The 18224-nt window shown below is 41.4% G+C and carries 13 protein-coding genes; 7 read left to right on the forward strand and 6 right to left on the reverse strand.

Annotation, left to right across the window (positions count from 1 at the left end; all coding sequences use genetic code 11):
* Positions 1 to 143 precede the first annotated feature (143 nt).
* The 6 genes from AKG39_RS12930 to AKG39_RS12955 all read left to right on the forward strand — a co-directional run bounded on the left by AKG39_RS12930 (position 144) and on the right by AKG39_RS12955 (position 6957).
* Complete coding sequence (locus AKG39_RS12930) at positions 144 to 1871, forward strand: methyl-accepting chemotaxis protein (RefSeq protein ID WP_050740818.1); 1728 nt, start codon at positions 144 to 146, stop codon at positions 1869 to 1871.
* 105 nt (positions 1872 to 1976) lie between these two features.
* Positions 1977 to 2804, forward strand: a complete 828-nt coding sequence (locus tag AKG39_RS12935; protein ID WP_050740819.1) for a CheR family methyltransferase — start codon at positions 1977 to 1979, stop codon at positions 2802 to 2804.
* Positions 2805 to 2817: 13 nt separating this feature from the next.
* Positions 2818 to 3288, forward strand: a complete 471-nt coding sequence (locus tag AKG39_RS12940; RefSeq protein WP_050740820.1) for a chemotaxis protein CheD — start codon at positions 2818 to 2820, stop codon at positions 3286 to 3288.
* A 241-nt stretch (positions 3289 to 3529) separates the two neighbouring features.
* The gene (locus tag AKG39_RS12945; RefSeq protein ID WP_050740821.1) at positions 3530 to 4108 is read left to right on the forward strand and encodes a TetR/AcrR family transcriptional regulator; all 579 of its coding nucleotides are present in this window, start codon (positions 3530 to 3532) and stop codon (positions 4106 to 4108) included.
* Entirely contained in the window at positions 4105 to 4857 is a 753-nt protein-coding gene (locus tag AKG39_RS12950) for a CPBP family intramembrane glutamic endopeptidase (RefSeq protein ID WP_050740822.1), read from the forward strand. Before AKG39_RS12945 ends, AKG39_RS12950 begins: the two co-directional genes overlap by 4 nt.
* A gap of 291 nt (positions 4858 to 5148) precedes the next feature.
* Positions 5149 to 6957, forward strand: coding sequence for an EAL domain-containing protein (locus tag AKG39_RS12955; RefSeq protein ID WP_050740823.1), 1809 nt, complete (start codon positions 5149 to 5151; stop codon positions 6955 to 6957).
* A gap of 145 nt (positions 6958 to 7102) precedes the next feature.
* Here the strand turns inward: AKG39_RS12955 and AKG39_RS12960 are convergent, their stop codons facing one another.
* The 6 genes from AKG39_RS12960 to AKG39_RS12990 all read right to left on the reverse strand — a co-directional run bounded on the left by AKG39_RS12960 (position 7103) and on the right by AKG39_RS12990 (position 15401).
* Positions 7103 to 9817: a methyl-accepting chemotaxis protein gene (locus tag AKG39_RS12960; RefSeq protein ID WP_242852613.1), complete on the reverse strand. Its 2715-nt coding sequence runs from the start codon at positions 9815 to 9817 to the stop codon at positions 7103 to 7105.
* Between the two features lie 731 nt (positions 9818 to 10548).
* The gene (locus AKG39_RS12970) at positions 10549 to 11346 is read right to left on the reverse strand and encodes a family 1 encapsulin nanocompartment shell protein (RefSeq protein ID WP_050740826.1); all 798 of its coding nucleotides are present in this window, start codon (positions 11344 to 11346) and stop codon (positions 10549 to 10551) included.
* Positions 11347 to 11359: 13 nt separating this feature from the next.
* Complete coding sequence (locus AKG39_RS12975) at positions 11360 to 11707, reverse strand: encapsulin-associated ferritin-like protein (protein WP_050740827.1); 348 nt, start codon at positions 11705 to 11707, stop codon at positions 11360 to 11362.
* 156 nt (positions 11708 to 11863) lie between these two features.
* The gene (locus AKG39_RS12980) at positions 11864 to 14629 is read right to left on the reverse strand and encodes a methyl-accepting chemotaxis protein (protein WP_050740828.1); all 2766 of its coding nucleotides are present in this window, start codon (positions 14627 to 14629) and stop codon (positions 11864 to 11866) included.
* A gap of 107 nt (positions 14630 to 14736) precedes the next feature.
* Positions 14737 to 14925 (reverse strand): hypothetical protein, encoded by a 189-nt coding sequence (locus AKG39_RS20105; protein ID WP_050740829.1) that lies wholly within the window; start codon positions 14923 to 14925, stop codon positions 14737 to 14739.
* A 74-nt stretch (positions 14926 to 14999) separates the two neighbouring features.
* Positions 15000 to 15401, reverse strand: a complete 402-nt coding sequence (locus AKG39_RS12990; RefSeq protein ID WP_050740830.1) for a bacteriohemerythrin — start codon at positions 15399 to 15401, stop codon at positions 15000 to 15002.
* Between the two features lie 246 nt (positions 15402 to 15647).
* Here AKG39_RS12990 and AKG39_RS12995 point away from each other — a divergent pair, with 246 nt between their 5' ends.
* Positions 15648 to 17996 carry a GGDEF domain-containing phosphodiesterase gene (locus AKG39_RS12995; RefSeq protein ID WP_160316193.1) on the forward strand — a complete coding sequence of 783 codons (2349 nt, stop codon included), beginning with the start codon at positions 15648 to 15650 and terminating at the stop codon, positions 17994 to 17996.
* The last annotated feature ends 228 nt before the right edge of the window (positions 17997 to 18224 follow it).

The raw sequence follows: 18224 nt of genomic DNA on the forward strand, positions 1-18224 counted from the left end.
TTAGTGAATCATGCTAAACTTTACCTAAGTGAATTAATATGGGAAGCTTCACTTAACAAAAAGAATCGTAAGTAAAACAAAAAAATATCGCTTAAAAATTAAAAGAAGCATTAATTACAAAATGAATGAGGGAGTGGAATTGGATGAAATGGTTTTATAATTTAAAAATAGGAACAAAGATGATATTGGGATTTTCTGTGGTTGCTTTAATCGCCTTGGGAATTGGGGTTATGGGTGTTGTGAATATCCAAAAAATAAAAAGCCAGGATACCTATCTTTATGAAAAAATGACTGCACCCATCGGAGAACTGATTTACATTGTCGATGCGTTTGAAGGAATTTTAGGAAATGTGCAAGATGGTGTTCTGGCCACAACACCGGAACAAATTGCTGCTGCAGAAAGCAGCATATTAAAGCAAAATTCAACATTTGATGCAAATTTAAAGACCTTTCAAACTACCCTGGTAACAGAAGAAGCAAACCAGCTGGCAGATGAAATGTATGTACTCAAAGATCAGTTCGATGCAGAGGTGGGTGAGATTTTCACCCTGGCCAAACAGGGAAAACAGGCAGAAGCCATTAATCTGATGAAGAATGGGGATTATGAAACGCTCCATGCAAAAATTGAAAGCAATTACCGTGAGATCCTGGAGATTAAGCTGGGGATCTCAGAGGAAACAGCACTCAGCAATGCCGCTATTGCCAGAACTTCCACGATAACCACCATCATTATGATCATCATCGGGTTGGGGGTTTCCATAGTCCTGGGTTTGTTTATTACCTCAACCATTAAAAAACCCATTCAAAAAATGGTGGATGCCTCCACCCGCATGGCGGCTGGAGACCTGGATATTTGCATTGATATTAATACCAAAGACGAAGTCGGTATTTTGGCCAAAGCTTTTACCCAGATGGCTCACAACATGAACGACGTGATGGTTAACTTCAACGCCGGAAGTGAACAGGTCGCCATTGGTTCCAAACAGGTTTCGGATTCCTCTATTGCCTTATCCCAAGGGGCCACCGAACAAGCTAGCTCCATCGAGGAACTCACGGCATCCATTGAAGAAATAAACAGCCATACAAAACTCAATGCCCAAAATGCCAATTTAGCGAACCAATTGGCAGAGAGCACCAGGGAGAATGCTCTGCGCGGGAATGCCCATATGGATCAAATGTTAGCGTCAATGGCTGAAATCAGTCATTCATCTAACAATATTTTCAAAATCATTAAAGTTATTGACGAAATCGCTTTTCAGACAAATATTCTGGCACTGAATGCTGCGGTTGAAGCGGCGCGAGCCGGCGAAGGCGGCAAAGGTTTTGCGGTAGTAGCCGAGGAAGTGAGAAACCTTGCGGCACGATCAGCCAAGGCTGCCAAAGAAACCTCGGTGTTGATTGAGGGCTCCATTAAGAATGTGGAAGGTGGAACGAAAATTGCCAACCAAACCGCCGGTGCACTTGTTGAGATTGCAGATTCAATTGGGAAGGTTTATGATCTGGTGAACGATATTTCCATTGCCACCAATGAACAGGCCATTGGCGTGGATCAGATTACCCAGGGGATTGCCCAGATTGCTATGGTGGTACAAGCCACATCGGCGACTTCCGAAGAAACCGCAGCAGCAAGTGAGGAATTAGCCAGCCAGGCCGAAATGCTAAGACATCAGGTAACTCGCTTCACACTAAAAAACACCGGATTTCGAGAGTTTGGAAACGAGCTTGACGAAATGCATCCGGATGTGCAACAATTAATGGAACGACTGAAGGAGCAGAATCGGCAATCGGTCGAGGCCCAGGTCAGAAGCAGCCTAAAACTGCCGGCCAGCAAAAAAATTCTATTGAGCGAAACGGAATTTGGTAAATACTAAGATTAGTCAGGCTTGGAAATTTTGACAGGCTACTGATTATAAAAATAAAAGTTGTTAATACAGTACAAAAGCTGCAAGAAACTAAACAGGAAAAAGGTGGAAATTATGATTCCCATTACAGATAAGGAATTTCAACTGCTATCGGAATTCATACAAAGCCAATACGGCATCCAACTGAAAAAAGAAAAACAGCTGCTGCTAACCGGGAGATTGCACAAGCTGGTTGCTGAGCTTGGATTTACGACGTTTACGGAATACTATGACTATCTTATCAATGATCCCACCGGTGAGGCCAGCGATGTTCTGATTGATAAAGTATCCACCAATCATACCTATTTTATGCGGGAATCCGATCATTTTGATTATTTTCGGGATCAGGTATTGCCCTATCTCAAGGAGCTAAAGCAGGCCGCCAACAGCCGGGACATCCGGATCTGGTGTGCTGCCAGTTCCACCGGGGAAGAGCCTTATACATTGGCCATGATCATGGCTGATTTCTTTGGCGCCGAAGCATCGCAATGGGATACCCGACTGCTGGCAACGGATATTTCCCAAACCGTATTGGAAACAGCCCAAAACGGGGTGTATGATAATGAAAGTATTGAAAGCCTGCCCTCCAGCTGGAAACAGAAATATTTTCGGAGTCAGAATAGTCAGTGCAGTGTGGTTGTAGACGCCATCAAGAAAAATGTTATTTTTCGACGCTTTAATTTAATGGAAGAGGTGTTTCCATTTAAAAAGAAATTTGATGTCATCTTTTGCAGAAATGTCATGATTTACTTTGACCAGTCGACAAAAAATGACATTGTCAATAAAATGCACCATAAATTAGAGAATGGTGGATATGTCTTTATTGGACTGGCAGAGTCATTTAATCGAGAAATAAGCCAGTTTAAATACATTAAACCCGCCATTTACCGAAAGCTCGATTAGGAGGAAAACATCCATGGATACCATCATCGGAATTGGCGAATTGGGAATCATTAAGAATCCTGGGGATCGACTGATTACTTATGCCCTTGCATCCTGTGTGGCAGTGACTTTTTACTGCCAAGAACCAAAAGTTGCAGGAATGATCCATGTTGCACTGCCGAGGAAACCTGATCACATAAAGGATTTGCGACGTCCGGGATACTATGCAGCAACTGGTCTGCCCATTTTAATGAAAGCTTTGGTGTCGGAGTATGGCTGCGATTTAAGCCGGACCAGGATTCACATGATTGGTGGGGCCAGTTCGGTTAGAGGTAGGGATGTATTCAACATTGGCCAGCGGAATACAAAGCAGATAAAAAAAATTTTAAACAGCCGAGGCCTGGGCTTCAATACCGATGATCTGGGCGGAACCCTCAGCAGAACTGTTGAACTTGAACTTTCAAAAGGGGAAATCAACATATGCTATCATTTAATGGCAGTGTAATAGAAGACTTCCGACAGCCAATTAACACAATAGTCTGAATAATTTTAACATTTGAGTATCGCTAAAACAGAGAAGTAAGTATTGGGAACAAAGATTTACCATTGTCCCCGGGACGGGTTTATAAAAAGCTGATTAATTTCAGCTTTTTTTTATTGACAAATAAATTTTTTCATAGTAAAATAACAAATGATACATAACAAATGTTACATAACGTATGATGTTTAATGAGAAAGGAAAATATATGCCACCAAAAATTAAAATCAAAGAGGACGACATTCTGAATGCGGGGATAAAAATTGCCCGGAAATCCGGAATCGAGGGGGTGAATGCCAGAGAACTGGCCAAAGAATTAGGCTGTTCAATTCAGCCCATATTCCGAACGTTCCAGAATATGGAGAATTTAAAAAAAGCACTCTATCAAAAAGTTGAAGAGAATTTTAATGCTTATATGCTTAATGGCATGAACCATAAGATTCCTTTTTTAGGAATGGGCTTAGCCTATATCAATTTTGCCAAAGAAGAAAAGAACCTTTTCAAATTGCTGTTTATGTCGGACTTCATTCAGGTCGATGGCCTTATGGATATGATTTCGGGGGAGGAAAATAAAGAAGTGATTGAATTAATCGCAGCTTCGACCCATTTAAATGAAGAAAATGCTAAAAAGCTGTATGTGGACATCTGGCTGTTAACCCATGGGATTGGTTCATTGGCAGCAACGAATCAGGTTCATTTCAGTAACGCGGAAGCAGAAACGATTTTGATGGATGTGTTTAAGGGATTACTAAATCAATTTGCTAAGAAAGAAGAGGAAAAATCATGAATCTATTGTTTTCAACGCGTCACCCACTCAGAAGTGCCATTCTTTTAGGGTTCATCCCCATATTGTTTGCAACAGCGGCAGGAGTCATCTGCGTTGTTGCCGGTTTAAATGAGACCCAGATCCTGATAACGCAAACTCTTTCGTTTGGGATTTCAATTATTCTTGGGGTTCTCATCATGAAAAAATCGAAATTAGGATATGAGGCCTTTGGGTTTCGAAATCCGGATGTCACAAAAAATTCCAGTGTGCTGTTTTTTCTGCCGCTGCTGGTTGCTGAAATACTGCCTTTTATGAATGGCTTGGATACAAGTATTTCGTTTTTAACGGTTATTTTATTATTATTGTTTACAGTATTTGTGGGGATCAACGAGGAATTATTTTTCAGAGGTTTGATCTTTAAAGTGTTCAGTGCAAAAGGGGTGAAATATGCCGTGATTGCTTCCTCGGTAATATTTGGAATCGGCCATGCAGCCACCGCCCTCAGCGGAAGTGATCCCATATATGTGGTGATCCTGATTATTTTTGCAGGATTGTTTGGCCTTGTCTGTGCGGAAATAGTGGTAGTCACCAAAAGTATTGTTCCGGTAATTATATGGCACGGCCTTCATGATTTCATTGCCAATATCACCATGGAGACTATCAGTTCCCTGGGTATTACACTGCTTATCGCTCAAACTCTGATTCTTTGCCTGTATGCGATATATTTGTGGAGAAAAGTTGAATTTAAGAAAGAAGTTAGAGTCGCATAATTGATAGTACTGAAATAATAGAATTATCTCAAACACATCAAAAGAGTGTTTAAGAACGCAGATAAGGTAATTTGACAAACCCCCTGCGGATTTTTAATTATCATGTTGTATGCATCAGGTTGAACTGGCGGTAGCCTGTACGATCTTGCAGCACACAACGGTAAATAAATGTCCGCAAGGGGTTTGTTATCAGTGATTCTGTTTGATTTTCGTATTGACAATTACCAATTATTGCTTTATGTTAGAGGTATTAAAAAAAATCAAACTTAGCGACACTGACAGGGAGAATATATGGCTTTTGCTGACGTAAACCGGGTGAATACGAAAAATGAAGAGATTACTAAAAAGATGGAAATGGAAAAAAGAATCAATCACATGGCTACCCATGATGAACTCACAGGACTGCCTAACCGCATTTCTTTTAAGCAGGAACTCATGAATCAATGCGACAGTTCAAGGAATGAACACTCGTCATTGGCGGTGATGATGCTGGATTTTCAGGGGTTTAAATATATTAACAGTGCTTTGGGTATACAGTCGGGAAATCAAATGGTCATTCAAATGATAATCCGGTTAAAGGCTTTTTTAGGTATCAAAAATTTTATTAGCCGTTATTCAGAGGACCAGTTTGCCATTATTGCCAAAGATTTAAGGAACCCTGAGGACTATGAAGCAATGGCCCAGTCAGTTGCAAGCTTGTTTACGCGGCCATTTAAGGTGGATATATATGAATTTCCAGTGACAATGAACATGGGGATCAGCATCTTTTCACATGATATCGAGAATTCTAAGACTGCGGATGATGAAGATTCCGAGCAGATAAGCGATGAGCTCATCAGACATGCCAACGTTGCATTGCTCTGGGCCAGAAAAGAGGGAAAAAACCATTATCAATTTTATTCCTCAGATATTAGCATCCAAAATTACAAGCAATTTGAACTCAGAAATGACCTTCGAAAAGCCATTGAAAAAAATCAGTTTGAAGTATATTACCAGCCAGTGGTTCAGCTTGAAACTACCGAAATTCTGGCTGCTGAAGCGCTAATCAGATGGAATCATCCGGATTGGGGAATGGTGTCTCCTCAGGAATTTATATATTTAGCTGAAGAAACCGGTGCGATCGTGGAAATGGGAAAATGGATGCTCAGAGAGATCTGCAGTAACAGCAAAAACTGGAAACAGAAAGGGATTCCTCAAACTAAGGTAACCATTAATTTTTCAAGCATCCAGTTTTATGAAAAAGATTTTGTGGAAAATATCAAAAGCATTCTGGATGAATTTCAGTTTGATCCGAAATTTTTAATCATCGAATTGACGGAAAGCTTATTGAGCAAAGATGGAGATAAAGTCATGGCTGATATTCAACGGTTGCAGACTTTAGGGATTAAAGTAGCTCTTGATGACATTGGAACTGGTTTATCTTCATTGGCTTATTTGAATACCTTTAATATTGATGTTTTAAAGATGGACAGTGCTTTTATCAGAAATATTATGTTCGACAAAAAAACAGCCATTATTGCAAGGACCATTGTTAATCTTGCCCGGGATCTTGAAATAAAGCTGGTTGCGGTGGGAATTGAGAATTGGGAGCAACTATCTTTTCTCCAGGAGGCTAACTGTCATGCCGGCCAGGGATATCTCTATTCCAGGCCTTTACCTCTGACCGAATTTGAGAATATTTTAAAAAGCGGAAAATGCGACCCGGCTTTTTTGGAGCGTACAACCATTGATGTAAGCGAGGAAAAACGACAGTCTTTGAGATTGGATTTCGAGCCATTTATTGAAGCCGAACTGACCATTATAAAAATTTTGGAAAAGAAAATGAATGTGGGGAATACAAAAATACTGATTAAAAATATTGGGCCCAGTGGCTTGTGCTTTATTTCCAATATTAAATTTCCCATTGAACAGGAATTTACGCTTCGATTTACAACTATTCTGTTTGACAGAAAAATTGAAACGCATGGAACCCCGGTATGGATTGAAGAAATCGAGCAAGGCTTTTATCAGTACGGCGTTGATTTTACCATTGATCAAAATGAGCGAGAAGAATTAACTGAAACTCTGATTGAGATCCAGGCAAAGTTGACAGTGCAATAAAATAATCAGCAAATTTAATAAGCAAGCGAGATAAAATAATAACCCCTTCGAATTCGAAGGGGTTATTTTAATGCAAAATTAATTTTGATATTAAAGCAGGGTGGAGAATATCATTTTCGGGAAAACATCATACGTCAAAGGTTTGCTAGTATTTATCAATGTCAAAATCATCCAGGTTAATGGTAGGTTCGGAAGGATGATTGTCATTTTTTCTTACTGCTTTTGAAGCAGTTGGTGTTGTTACTGTCTTTTGGAGATTGCCTTTTATTTTAAAAGCACCGACCATTTCAGTAAGCATTAAAGCCTGACCGGAAAGTTCCTCGCTGGCAGCGGCACTTTCTTCGGCAGTGGCGGAATTGGTCTGAACCACCTGGGAAACCTGTTCGATACCCAGGGTGATTTGCGCTATTTCTGAAGCCTGGTCGTTGGATGACTGGGCAATGGTACCCACCAGGCCGGTTACTTTTTCAATCTCGTTCAGCATTTCTTCCAGACTCCGGGCAGTGCTGTCGGCTATTTTTGATCCGACCTCCACTTTCTCGATGGAGCCCTCAATGAGTGCTGCAGTTTCTTTAACAGCTTCCGCACTCCTTGCTGCCAGGTTTCGGACCTCTTCGGCAACAACCGCGAAGCCTTTACCATGTTGACCGGCTCGGGCAGCTTCAACCGCGGCATTAAGCGCTAGAATATTGGTCTGAAAGGCGATATCGTCAATGACCTTAATGACTTTGGAAATATTATGTGAAGAATTGTTGATTTCTCCCATAGCCAGGATCATATTCTGCATTTGGGCATTGCCGATTTCGGCATTGGTGCGGACCTTTACCGAAAGCTCATTGGCTTGATTGGCATTGACCGCATTGCGCTTGGTTTCTCCGGCAACCTCTTCAATAGAGGCGGTGAGTTCTTCAATGGAGCTGGCCTGTTCGGTGGTTCCCTGGGCCAATGCCTGTCCGCCGTCGGAAATTTGCCGGGCACCGATTTCAACCTGGGCGGCGGCAATGTCAATGTCGGTCATGGTATTGCTGAGGCTGGTGGTGATGTCATTGAGGGCGGTTTTAATGGGCAGAAAATCGCCCGGATAGGTGGTGGTGATTTCCTGATCCAGATTCTTCTGACCCATGGCTTCCAGTGTTGTCGCTATTTCCAGAACATAACGTTTCAGAAAGTCGATGGTCTCATTTAAATCATGCTTGATGGTCGCATGATCGCCTTGATAATTCCCATTCATGGAAACCTGGAGGTTGCCGTTTGACAGTTCATTAAGCGTGTCAGACGCTTCCTGGATGGGTGCGATGACGGCATCCAGGGTTTCATTAAAGCCGGCGATAACCTTGGCAAATTCTCCAGAGAATCGGCTGGCATCCCCGCGACTGGAAAGATTACCTTCCACGGCGGTACTGGCCATATTTTCAGTTTCTTCCACCAGTTGTGTGATATTTTGGATCATACCCACCAAGCTTGGGATTAGAGTATCATTCTGGCTTCGTTTACCGATTTTTGTCAATACCTCCAGGTCGCACATATTGCCATTGGCAATATTGGTGCAAATTTCGACGATACGTGTGAGCCGGAGATGAACGTTGTTAATGGATTGGGCGATATCTGCGTAGATTCCCAGATACTGAGCTTCGATTTTTTCGCTGTAATCATTGAGGCTCATCTGTCCGAGAATGCGATTACCTTCTTTCAGGGCATCTAAGCCATCGATACAGGCATTGATGCTATTCTTCAAGGTGTTGAAATCCCCGTTATAGGAATCAGTGATTTTGGGAGGAATCACCCCTTTACCGATGCGGTCAACATAATCTGCTGCTACGCTAAGGGGACCCACCACGGCGTCTAGGGTGGCATTGACCCCTTCTACAATTTTCTTGTAGCCGCCCTTAAAGGCGGTGGCATCGCCACGGGTGTTCAGTTGTCCCTGTACCGCGGCGGCAGAAAGCATGGTTGCCTCGGCAATAAGACCTCTGATGGTTTCAATGATCAGCTTCAGAGCCGGTGCAATTTCATCCTGGTCATCTCGGGTTTCAATGTTTGCGGAAACATCCCCGTCGGATATCTGGTTCATGGTGCCGATGACCACATTTTGAATATCATCGGAAAAACTGTCCATGGATAACGCCATTTCTCCGATTTCATCTTTTCGATCCATATTCAAACGGGTTGCGAAATGGCCCATACTCATTTCCTTAATCATATGATTCGCTTTTTTTAAGGGCTTACTGATTATTGAACTAAGAAAAAGTCCAAATCCGATTGAAGCGGCAATACCGATTAAGGTGATGATGATCATTGTGGTGAGAACCCGGCTCGCCTGAGCGGTATTTGTTTCCGACTTCATTTGACCATCTTCCAATTTTAATGCCATAATTTTATCAATAGCATCCTGTTCTGCTTTGGTCGCCTGGGCTGCCGGGCTCCCGGAACCCAAGTATGAAAAAGCTTCGGCATCCAGATTTTGAGTTGCCAGATTTATCACGACATCAAGATGTCCGGTATATTCCTGCCGGGCAATAGTGAATTCATTTAAGGCCGTCTTCATTTCATCATCCATATTGGCTTTTTCGAATTCTGTGGCGATCGCATCGATTTTCGCCTGTTGTTCGATGACCTTATCTGCATTCTCCTTAATAGTCGGAGCATCCGTGGCAATAATCATATCCCGAAGACTGACTCTCAGCGTTTGAAATTCAGTTGAAATTTGCCCGGCTTCCCGAATTGGTATGGTTATGTGTTCATAAAGTTCAGAATCCGATTGTTCCAAAGCTTTGATGTTGACCATTCCCATAACACCGACGATCCCGATTATGGTGGCGATTATTATAAAACTCACCATTAGCTTTGTACCTATTTTCATGTCATACATCCATTTCATAACAAACCAACTTTCCTGTTTATTTTGGATATTTATATAAATGATTTAGCTGGCCCATTAAATTGACTCCGTTTATTACCTTTCCCAAATATTACACACAATTGTCATCAGTTTAATTTGTATATCAAGGTCATAGACTAATTCTTTCTATGAATTTATCGCTTTATAATAACATGAATTTAGAAAAAAATGAATTATTTATTCATTTAAAAAATCAATTATGATTTGAAATCGAATTTGTGCTATTTTTATTGTAATAAAAAAGAGCTTATAGAATTAAGCTCCATAACTCTTTAAATGAAACCTTACACAGTCAGCTTTAAATAAACATGCACCAGTGATAAAAACAGGGTAATAGACAAGCAAATGTCATTAAAACTGAGTTCAAAGGAATGAATAAATTTAAATACATTATGCTTTTCTAAAATACCGTAATAAATAACGAGGCCCAATAATAATGATACGACAAACAGAATGATTTTGAATCCGTAGGATAAAAGATCCAAAGGAAAGCTTTCATTAAAAAAGAATGTGATCTTTTCAAGGGAGTATAAGTCGAGGACACCAAGCTTCTTGTGAAGCATTCCCAGGCCAAACAGCAATTACCGCCAGGCATACCTGTAAAAAACTCAGGACTGGATTTGTAGAAATCCAGTCCTGAGTTTTTAAGTAAGTCAAAAGAATAACTGAGATTCCTTTATTGATTAATGCGTTTATTTAGTTGTGTAACTGACAATAATATTTTCATCAAGCACTCTGAAGGTAAAGCTTTCGGTAATGAAAAGCTGGATTGTCTCATCATCGTGTGATTCATAGCCAATGGCAAAATCCTGACCAATGGTAAGTTCAAAGTCTTCATTGTCATAGGGGAATAAATAAGCCCCTTCGATGACAGGATTTAAAACGATTTTTCCATTAATCAGAGATTCAATGCGTTTGAGCAGAGGGTAAACCTGAGCACCGGCGTTGAGCCGTCGGTAAGCTTCTTCGCCCACAATCAGAACAAAGGGGCCTTCTTCAAAATGATCTTTCAAATCGATTAGGCCGGTGGAAATAGCTTCCATAATCTGGGCACCGTCATTGCCAAAAGTTATGTTCTTATGGGCCGAAGCTTCTCTAAGTCCCTTAATATTTCCTGCGGCAAATCCTTCATAAACGGCTTTTTCTTCAAACTCTGCAATTTTTTTCACAGCTTCTTCCAGGTTGGTCAAATCGATGTCTTTAGCGCCTCGGGTAACATTATCCATTTCCCATCGGCTGAGGGTAAAGCTCATCCGTGCTTCGACCAATGGTTTCACCCGGAAAACTCCGGTTGCCACTTCGCCGTCATTCCGTTTCAATAGATCAAGACGACCTTCGGATAAGGTGGTGAAATCCCAACCCATGGGACCATAGACCTTTACTGCTTTTCGTGCAGTTAATCGGCTTTTTAGAACTTCCTGAGCTCTGCCATCAATTTCATCCCATGCTGATTGGGTGAGTGGTGCTAAGGTTCGCTTTAACATATCCATATTTTTTCTCCTTTTATTTTAAATCGCCAATGTTGATACCTGTTGATGTCTTTGTTTCACTGGAACCCTGACTTTCCTCGGCTTCTATAATGGAACTTTGGGCAAAAAGATAGGTGCGCAGCTCTTCATCCCACTTGTCCATATTTCTTCTTAACCATTCAAGGGCCATACAGGCATGCTCAATTTCTTCATCCCGATTATGGGCCATAACCGCTTTTAATTCGGGGTCCTTGGTGGCATTCACTCGTTGGTTATACCAGTCGACGGCTTCCAATTCTTCCTTAAGACTATTGATTGCCCGGGTAATGTCTTTGGTTTTTTCATCTAAAATTTCATAGGGTTCATGATAATACTGGGCCATATAATGTCCTCCTTTCAGTTTTCCTTAGATTACTAATGAATCTACCCAATAAAACTTCAAATTAAACTAGAATTTAATTATTTTTTCTGATATCAAAAAAAGAGGCTGTTATTGCTATTGCGCAATAACAGCCTCTTGAACTATACCCCGGAAGGTCTAGTATTTATCCATATCCATGTCATCCAATATAATTCTTGGTTCAGAAGCCGGGATGTTCTTTGCCTTCGTGACCTTTGAAGCTAATGAAGTTCGAGCTTTTCTTTCAAATTGCTGTTTTAGGTTAAAAGCGCCGACCATTTCTTTAAGCAGTAACGCCTGACCGGATAGCTCTTCGCTGGCTGCGGCGCTTTCTTCGGCGGTGGCAGAATTGGTCTGAACTACTTGGGAAACCTGTTCGATGCCTTGGGTGATTTCCGCGATTTCGGATGCCTGGTCGTTGGATGCCCGGGCAATATTACCAACCAAATTGGCAACTTTTTCAATTTCTGTCAGCATCTGATTCAGGCTCTGGGCGGTGTCGTCAGCGATAGTTGTTCCGGTTTCCACTTTGTCAATGGAGCCTTCAATCAGCTCAGTGGTTTGCTTCACAGCTTCGGCACTCCGGGCGGCCAGATTTCTTACTTCTTCAGCAACAACCGCAAAGCCTTTGCCGTGCTGGCCAGCCCGGGCGGCTTCCACTGCGGCGTTGAGAGCCAGAATATTGGTCTGGAAGGCGATGTCATCAATGACTTTGATGATCTTGGAAATACTGTTGGAGGAAGCGTTGATTTCTTCCATGGCTGAAATCATCTGTTGCATTTGATCATTGCCGGTGACGGCGTTGCTGCGAACCTTTAAAGTCAGTTCATTGGCCTGGTTGGCATTCATGGCATTGCGCTTGGTTTCCCCGGCAACCTCTTCAATGGAGGCGCTGAGTTCTTCAATGGAGCTGGCCTGTTCAGTGGTACCCTGGGCCAGGGTCTGGCCGCCGTCGGAGATCTGACGGGCGCCGATTTCAACCTGGGCGGCGGCAATGTCAATGTCCGTCATGGTATTGCTGAGACTGGTGGTAATATCGTTGAGTGCAGTTTTAATTGGCAGAAAATCTCCCAGATAGGTAGTGGTGATTTCCTGATTGAGGTTGCCCTGACCCATGGCTTCCAGGGTACCGGTTATTTCATCTACATAACGGCTGAGGAAGTCGATGGTCTGATTTAAGGCATTTTTGATTTGAGCATGGTCACCATTATAATTACCATTCATTGATACATGGAGGTTTCCGTTTGACAGTTCAGTCAGGGTGTCCGAGGCTTCCTGGATGGGCGCAATGACGGCATCCAGGGTTTCGTTAAAGCCCATGATAACCTTGGCAAATTCCCCAGAGAAGCGGCTGGTATCCCCGCGGCTGCCGAGGTCGCCGTCCACCGCCGTACTGGCCATAGATTCAGTTTCTTCAACCAGCATGACAATGTTTTGGATCATTCCCACTAAGCTTGGGATTAGGGTATCATTGTCACTGCGTTTTCCGATTTTTTTCAATACCTCAAGGTCACACATATTGCCATTGGCGATATTCGTTGATATTTCAACAATGCGGGTGAGCCGGAGATGGATATCATTAATAGCATGGGCAATTTCCGCGTAAATGCCCAGATAGTCGGCTTCGATTTTTTCGCTGTAATCATTGATGCTCATCTGTCCAAGAATGCGATTGCCTTCTTTAAGTGCGCCTAAACCATCGATACAGGCATTAAGATTATTCTTCAAGGTGTTGAATTCACCGTTGTAGGAATCGGTGATTTTAGGAGGAATCACACCTTTTCCGATGCGGTCAACATAATCCGCGGCTACGTTAAGAGGGCCCACCACGGCGTCCAGGGTTTCATTGACGCCTTCAACAATTTTCCTGTATCCGCCTTTAAAGGCAGCTGCGTTCCCCCGCGTATGCAGCTGTCCTGCCACTGCCGCAGCAGAAAGCATATTTGCCTCAGTAACGAGAGCGCGGATGGTTTCTATAATCTGCTTCAGGGCTGGTGCGATTTCATCTTGATTATCTCTGATTTCGATGTTGGCAGACAGATCTCCCTCGGATATCTGGTTCATGGTTCCGATGACTACATTTTGAATATCATCGGAAAAACTGTTCATGGCCAGAGCCATTGCCCCGATTTCATCCTTGGAGTCCATATTCAGGCGCAGTCCAAAATGCCCCATACTCATTTCCTGCATCATATGGTCAGCTTTCTTCAGGGGATTGCTGATCAGTGAACTAATGAAAAGACCTAAAATAATTGAAATGATAATGGCAGCAAGAATAACCAGCAGCATGGTTATAACCGTGGCGTTTGCCTGATTTGTGTTTGCATCAGCCTTTGCCTGGGCATCTTCCAGTTTCATGGGGACCAATTTTTCAATGGCAGTCTGTTCGATGCTGGCGGCTATTTCGTACGCGCCGGCATCAGCCATGAGAGCAAAAGCTTCGGTATCCCGATTTTCAGCTGCCAGAGCCTTAACTTTTTCAAATTGTATGGCAACCTCCTCACGGGACGTTTTGAATTCGTCAAAAGCGATACGCATCTCATCTGAAATGATGGTCTTTTCAAACGCTTCAGCGGCGGCATCAATTTCGGTATTCCGGATGGCTACCTTATCAGTATTCGACTTAATTAATTCCGGACTGTTTTCAATAATCATATCCCGGACGATGACCCGCATTCTCTGATATGAGGTCGATATTTGGCCAATCTGAGCGATTGGTTCCGTCATATTATTATAAAGCTCAGTATCCGACTTTTCCAGAGCTTTAATATTTGTAATTCCGACAATGCCAATAATAATTGCGAAGAGTCCCATCAAGCTAAATGCGGTAATTAACTTGGTTTTGATTTTTAGATTATAAAACCATTTCATAATCAACCAACTTTCCTGTTTAATTAAAAACATTTTATTAAAATACCCTAGCAGTGAGCTTTAATTTGACGATTTTCATCACCTCTGCCATTATTTTTCACACAAAAAATTTGGTCATTTCAATGTTCACTGCTAAATTGTTAACGTTTACCCTCGTTTGTTTTATCGTCATATTCCATGATAACTTTACATAGAGTTTGGAGATGAAAAATCCCCTGGGATTCGACTAAAAATCGAATCCCAGGGGATTTTTCCGAATGCGCTTGTGGGTTTAGTCCGCGCTGGTATTCTGAAAAAATAGTTTTGTATAAATCAGCAATGATCATCATTCGGCAACCAGCTCCAATAGGATGCTGAGTCCCCGGACAAGGAGCTAATGGTCATTCCCGAAGTATCCATTAAACTATAAGGTTTTTGCAAATTTACCAATGCTTTTATCCATGGAAGAAATGTGCTGAGTCAGCCAGTTGATAATCATTTGATTGGCATTGATGATCAGCAGGATATTTCCGCCAGATGCCTGATAATCTTTCTTCAGTTTGTCAAGTTCGGCGATGAAATTTTTATGGGCGGTTTTTTGTGCCGCAATTTCAGGGTATTTAATGCTGGACATGTAGTTTTCCTCGTCACGAAAATGCTGTTTTGTATAATCGTCAAGAAAATCAAACATCTGCACAACAAAATCCTTTGATTTTCCACTTTTGCCTGCTTCAAAAAGCTCGTCAGCCTTTTTAAACCATACTTTGTGTTGAGAATCAATTTTTTCCACGCCAACCGATAAATCAGGGGTCCATGCGATAGCCATTTGTGTTCCTCCTCGTTGTTATAACTTCTTCTTCATTATAATCGTTCTTATCTATAAATTCAAGAGCTTTATCTGGTGGGTAAGGAGATATTTTTGATGATATCAATCAATAATTATTTTTGAATTGTTGAATAGAAGGATTTTATGTGATATAACAAAGTTATAAAAATCAAGACAAATGGATAAAATTAATGCTGATTTTCGATTATAAAATAACGACCAAATGAAAGGGCAGATATGGCTTTTATGGGAGAAAACCTATTCAATAAAATAAAAGGAAAAGTTCTTGTAAAGGCAGATTGGGAAAAGAGTTTTCAATTATTAAAAGAGAATCAAAATTATGTACAGCATCTTGCCAAAATCGGGAGCTGGACCCATGATCTCAAAGAAGACTATGTTTATATCTCTGATGAAGCTTATCATATATTGGGAACAACTTACCAGGAGTTTCATGCCAATTTGGAAAATTACTACTATTATGTGCATCCCGAAGATTTGAAAAGGGTGAAGACAGCAAGCAAAGGTCTTACAGAGGGAAAGGAATATGATTTAGAATATCGCGTTGTAACAAAGGAGGGCAATATCAGGTTTGTCCATGAAAAAACCAAGGCTCTGTACGATGAAAAAAATCAGCCCATTAAAATGATCGGCATCCTTGAGGACATTACAAATGAAAAGATCCAGGATGAAAATTTAAAGGCCCGGGAAGAAAAATACAACCATGGACGTCAAAAAAGCCATAATACAGCCGAAAAAAAATCCATAAAAAAAGCCGTTGAAATGAAAATTAACGATAGCGCCACCCATGATGAAATGACCGGGCTTCCCAATCGTGCCTATTTTAAACAGGAACTGTCGGCTTCCTGTCAGACAGTTCGAGAAAACGACAGCTTGCTGGCTGTAATTATGCTGGATTTTGACGGATTAAAATACATCAATGCCGCCCTGGGTTTTAAGTCCGGGGAACAAATGATCATTCAAATGATGATTCGCCTAAAGGCATTTTTAGGGAATGAAAATTTTATCAGCCGCTATTCCGAAGACCAGTTTGGCATTATTGCCAGAAATTCAAACAGCCAGGAAGATTATGAAGACATGGCAAAGTCCATTGTCGACTTGTTTTCACGGGCATTTAAGGTTGATATTTATGAATTCGATGTGACAATAAACATGGGGATCAGTATTTTTTCAAAGCATTACCAGGCCTATTCGAAACCAGAAGATGAACGGACAGATGAGGAAAAAGATCGGGAATCACTGATAAAGCACGCCAATATTGCTTTGTTATGGGCTAAAAAAGATGGGAAAAATTGCTATCAGTTTTATTCATCGGATATCAGCATCCAAAATTACAAACAATTCGAGCTGCGAACCGATCTCAGAAAAGCCATTGAAAAGAAACAGTTTGAAGTTTATTATCAGCCTGTGGTTAAGCTCAAAACCACTGAAATCATCGCCGCCGAAGCCCTGATCCGATGGAACCATCCGAATTGGGGGTTGGTGTCCCCAGGTGAATTTATTTATTTGGCAGAAGAAACCGGGGTGATCATTGAAATGGGCAAATGGATGCTCAGAGAAGTCTGCAGACATCATAAAAAGTGGCTGAAAAATGGTTTTTCAGAAATAAGCGTCACCCTTAATTTTTCAGGCATCCAATTTTATGAAAAGAATTTTGTGGAAAATATCAAAAGCATACTGGATGAATTTGAGTTGGATCCGAAATTTCTGATCATGGAATTATCCGAAAGACTCTTAACTGAAGAGGGCGATAAAACCATTCATGATATTCAGAGATTGGAATCCTATGGGATAAAAGTAGCCCTGGATGATGTGGGAACCGGTTTTGCTTCTCTGGTTTGTTTAAATACCGTACGAATTGACGTTTTAAAAATGGATGGTGCTTTTATAAAAAATATTCTGACGGATAAAACAACGGCCATTATCGCCCAAACCATTGTTAATTTGGCCAGGGACCTTAAGATCAAACTGGTTGCGGTTGGAATCGAGAATTGGGAGCAATTATCCTTTTTGCGTGAAATTAACTGCTATGCCGGCCAGGGATATTTGTACTCCAGACCCCTGCCGTTGGAAGCGTTCGAGAAAATTCTTAAAAAAGGCAAATGCAAGCCGACGCTAATAAATAATACTGTATTTAAACCGCGGGCAGAACGGCGTGAATTTTTCAGATTGGCCTTTCATCAATTATTAAAAGCGGATCTGATGATATTAAAAATTAAGGATAAAAACATGAATGTGGGGAATACCAAAATATTGATTAAAAACATTGGTCCCGGGGGTTTGTGTTTTATTTCTAATATTAAATTCCCGCTGGAACGGGAATTCACCCTACAGTTTAGAACCACGTTACTGGGGGTCGATATCAAAGCCTACGGAAGCCCGGTATGGATCGACGAAACCGAAGATGGCTTTTATGAATACGGCATTAAATTTTCAATTGACGAAAATGAACGGGAAGAACTGATGAAAACGCTGTATGCGATTCAAATCAAAATGAAGAAAAATATTCTGTTTGAGGACGGTAACTTTACCTCGGATATCCCATTCGTTTATTTTAAATCTATGACTGCGCGTTGAGGTTGCTTAGCTTTCTCTGTAAATTTTGGTTCGTATACAAGGGGCGATTATTAATCGCCCGAAACCCCGAGACTAAACCCCGGGTCAGGGTAAAATCCACCCAATGTACTGCTCATGATGGAGACAACTGATATTACGATTGTCCATGGGACGGTTTTTACAGTTTTAGATGCAGTCAGATGGACTAGACCCTCTGTGATGCACCTGGAAAATTAATATTACTGTCAT

Source organism: Acetobacterium bakii (assembly GCF_001263355.1).
Taxonomy (GTDB): Bacteria; Bacillota; Clostridia; order Eubacteriales; family Eubacteriaceae; genus Acetobacterium; species Acetobacterium bakii.

Coding starts and splice junctions, on each gene's coding strand:
- AKG39_RS12955 (WP_050740823.1), top strand. CDS start 5,149: ATGGCTTTTGCTGACGTAAACCGGGTGAATACGAAAAATGAAGAGATT.
- AKG39_RS12970 (WP_050740826.1), bottom strand. CDS start 11,346: ATGGATATGTTAAAGCGAACCTTAGCACCACTCACCCAATCAGCATGG.
- AKG39_RS12990 (WP_050740830.1), bottom strand. CDS start 15,401: ATGGCTATCGCATGGACCCCTGATTTATCGGTTGGCGTGGAAAAAATT.
- AKG39_RS12975 (WP_050740827.1), bottom strand. CDS start 11,707: ATGGCCCAGTATTATCATGAACCCTATGAAATTTTAGATGAAAAAACC.
- AKG39_RS12995 (WP_160316193.1), top strand. CDS start 15,648: ATGGGAGAAAACCTATTCAATAAAATAAAAGGAAAAGTTCTTGTAAAG.
- AKG39_RS20105 (WP_050740829.1), bottom strand. CDS start 14,925: ATGATGATCATTGCTGATTTATACAAAACTATTTTTTCAGAATACCAG.
- AKG39_RS12960 (WP_242852613.1), bottom strand. CDS start 9,817: ATGAAAATAGGTACAAAGCTAATGGTGAGTTTTATAATAATCGCCACC.
- AKG39_RS12950 (WP_050740822.1), top strand. CDS start 4,105: ATGAATCTATTGTTTTCAACGCGTCACCCACTCAGAAGTGCCATTCTT.
- AKG39_RS12940 (WP_050740820.1), top strand. CDS start 2,818: ATGGATACCATCATCGGAATTGGCGAATTGGGAATCATTAAGAATCCT.
- AKG39_RS12935 (WP_050740819.1), top strand. CDS start 1,977: ATGATTCCCATTACAGATAAGGAATTTCAACTGCTATCGGAATTCATA.
- AKG39_RS12980 (WP_050740828.1), bottom strand. CDS start 14,629: ATGTTTTTAATTAAACAGGAAAGTTGGTTGATTATGAAATGGTTTTAT.
- AKG39_RS12945 (WP_050740821.1), top strand. CDS start 3,530: ATGCCACCAAAAATTAAAATCAAAGAGGACGACATTCTGAATGCGGGG.
- AKG39_RS12930 (WP_050740818.1), top strand. CDS start 144: ATGAAATGGTTTTATAATTTAAAAATAGGAACAAAGATGATATTGGGA.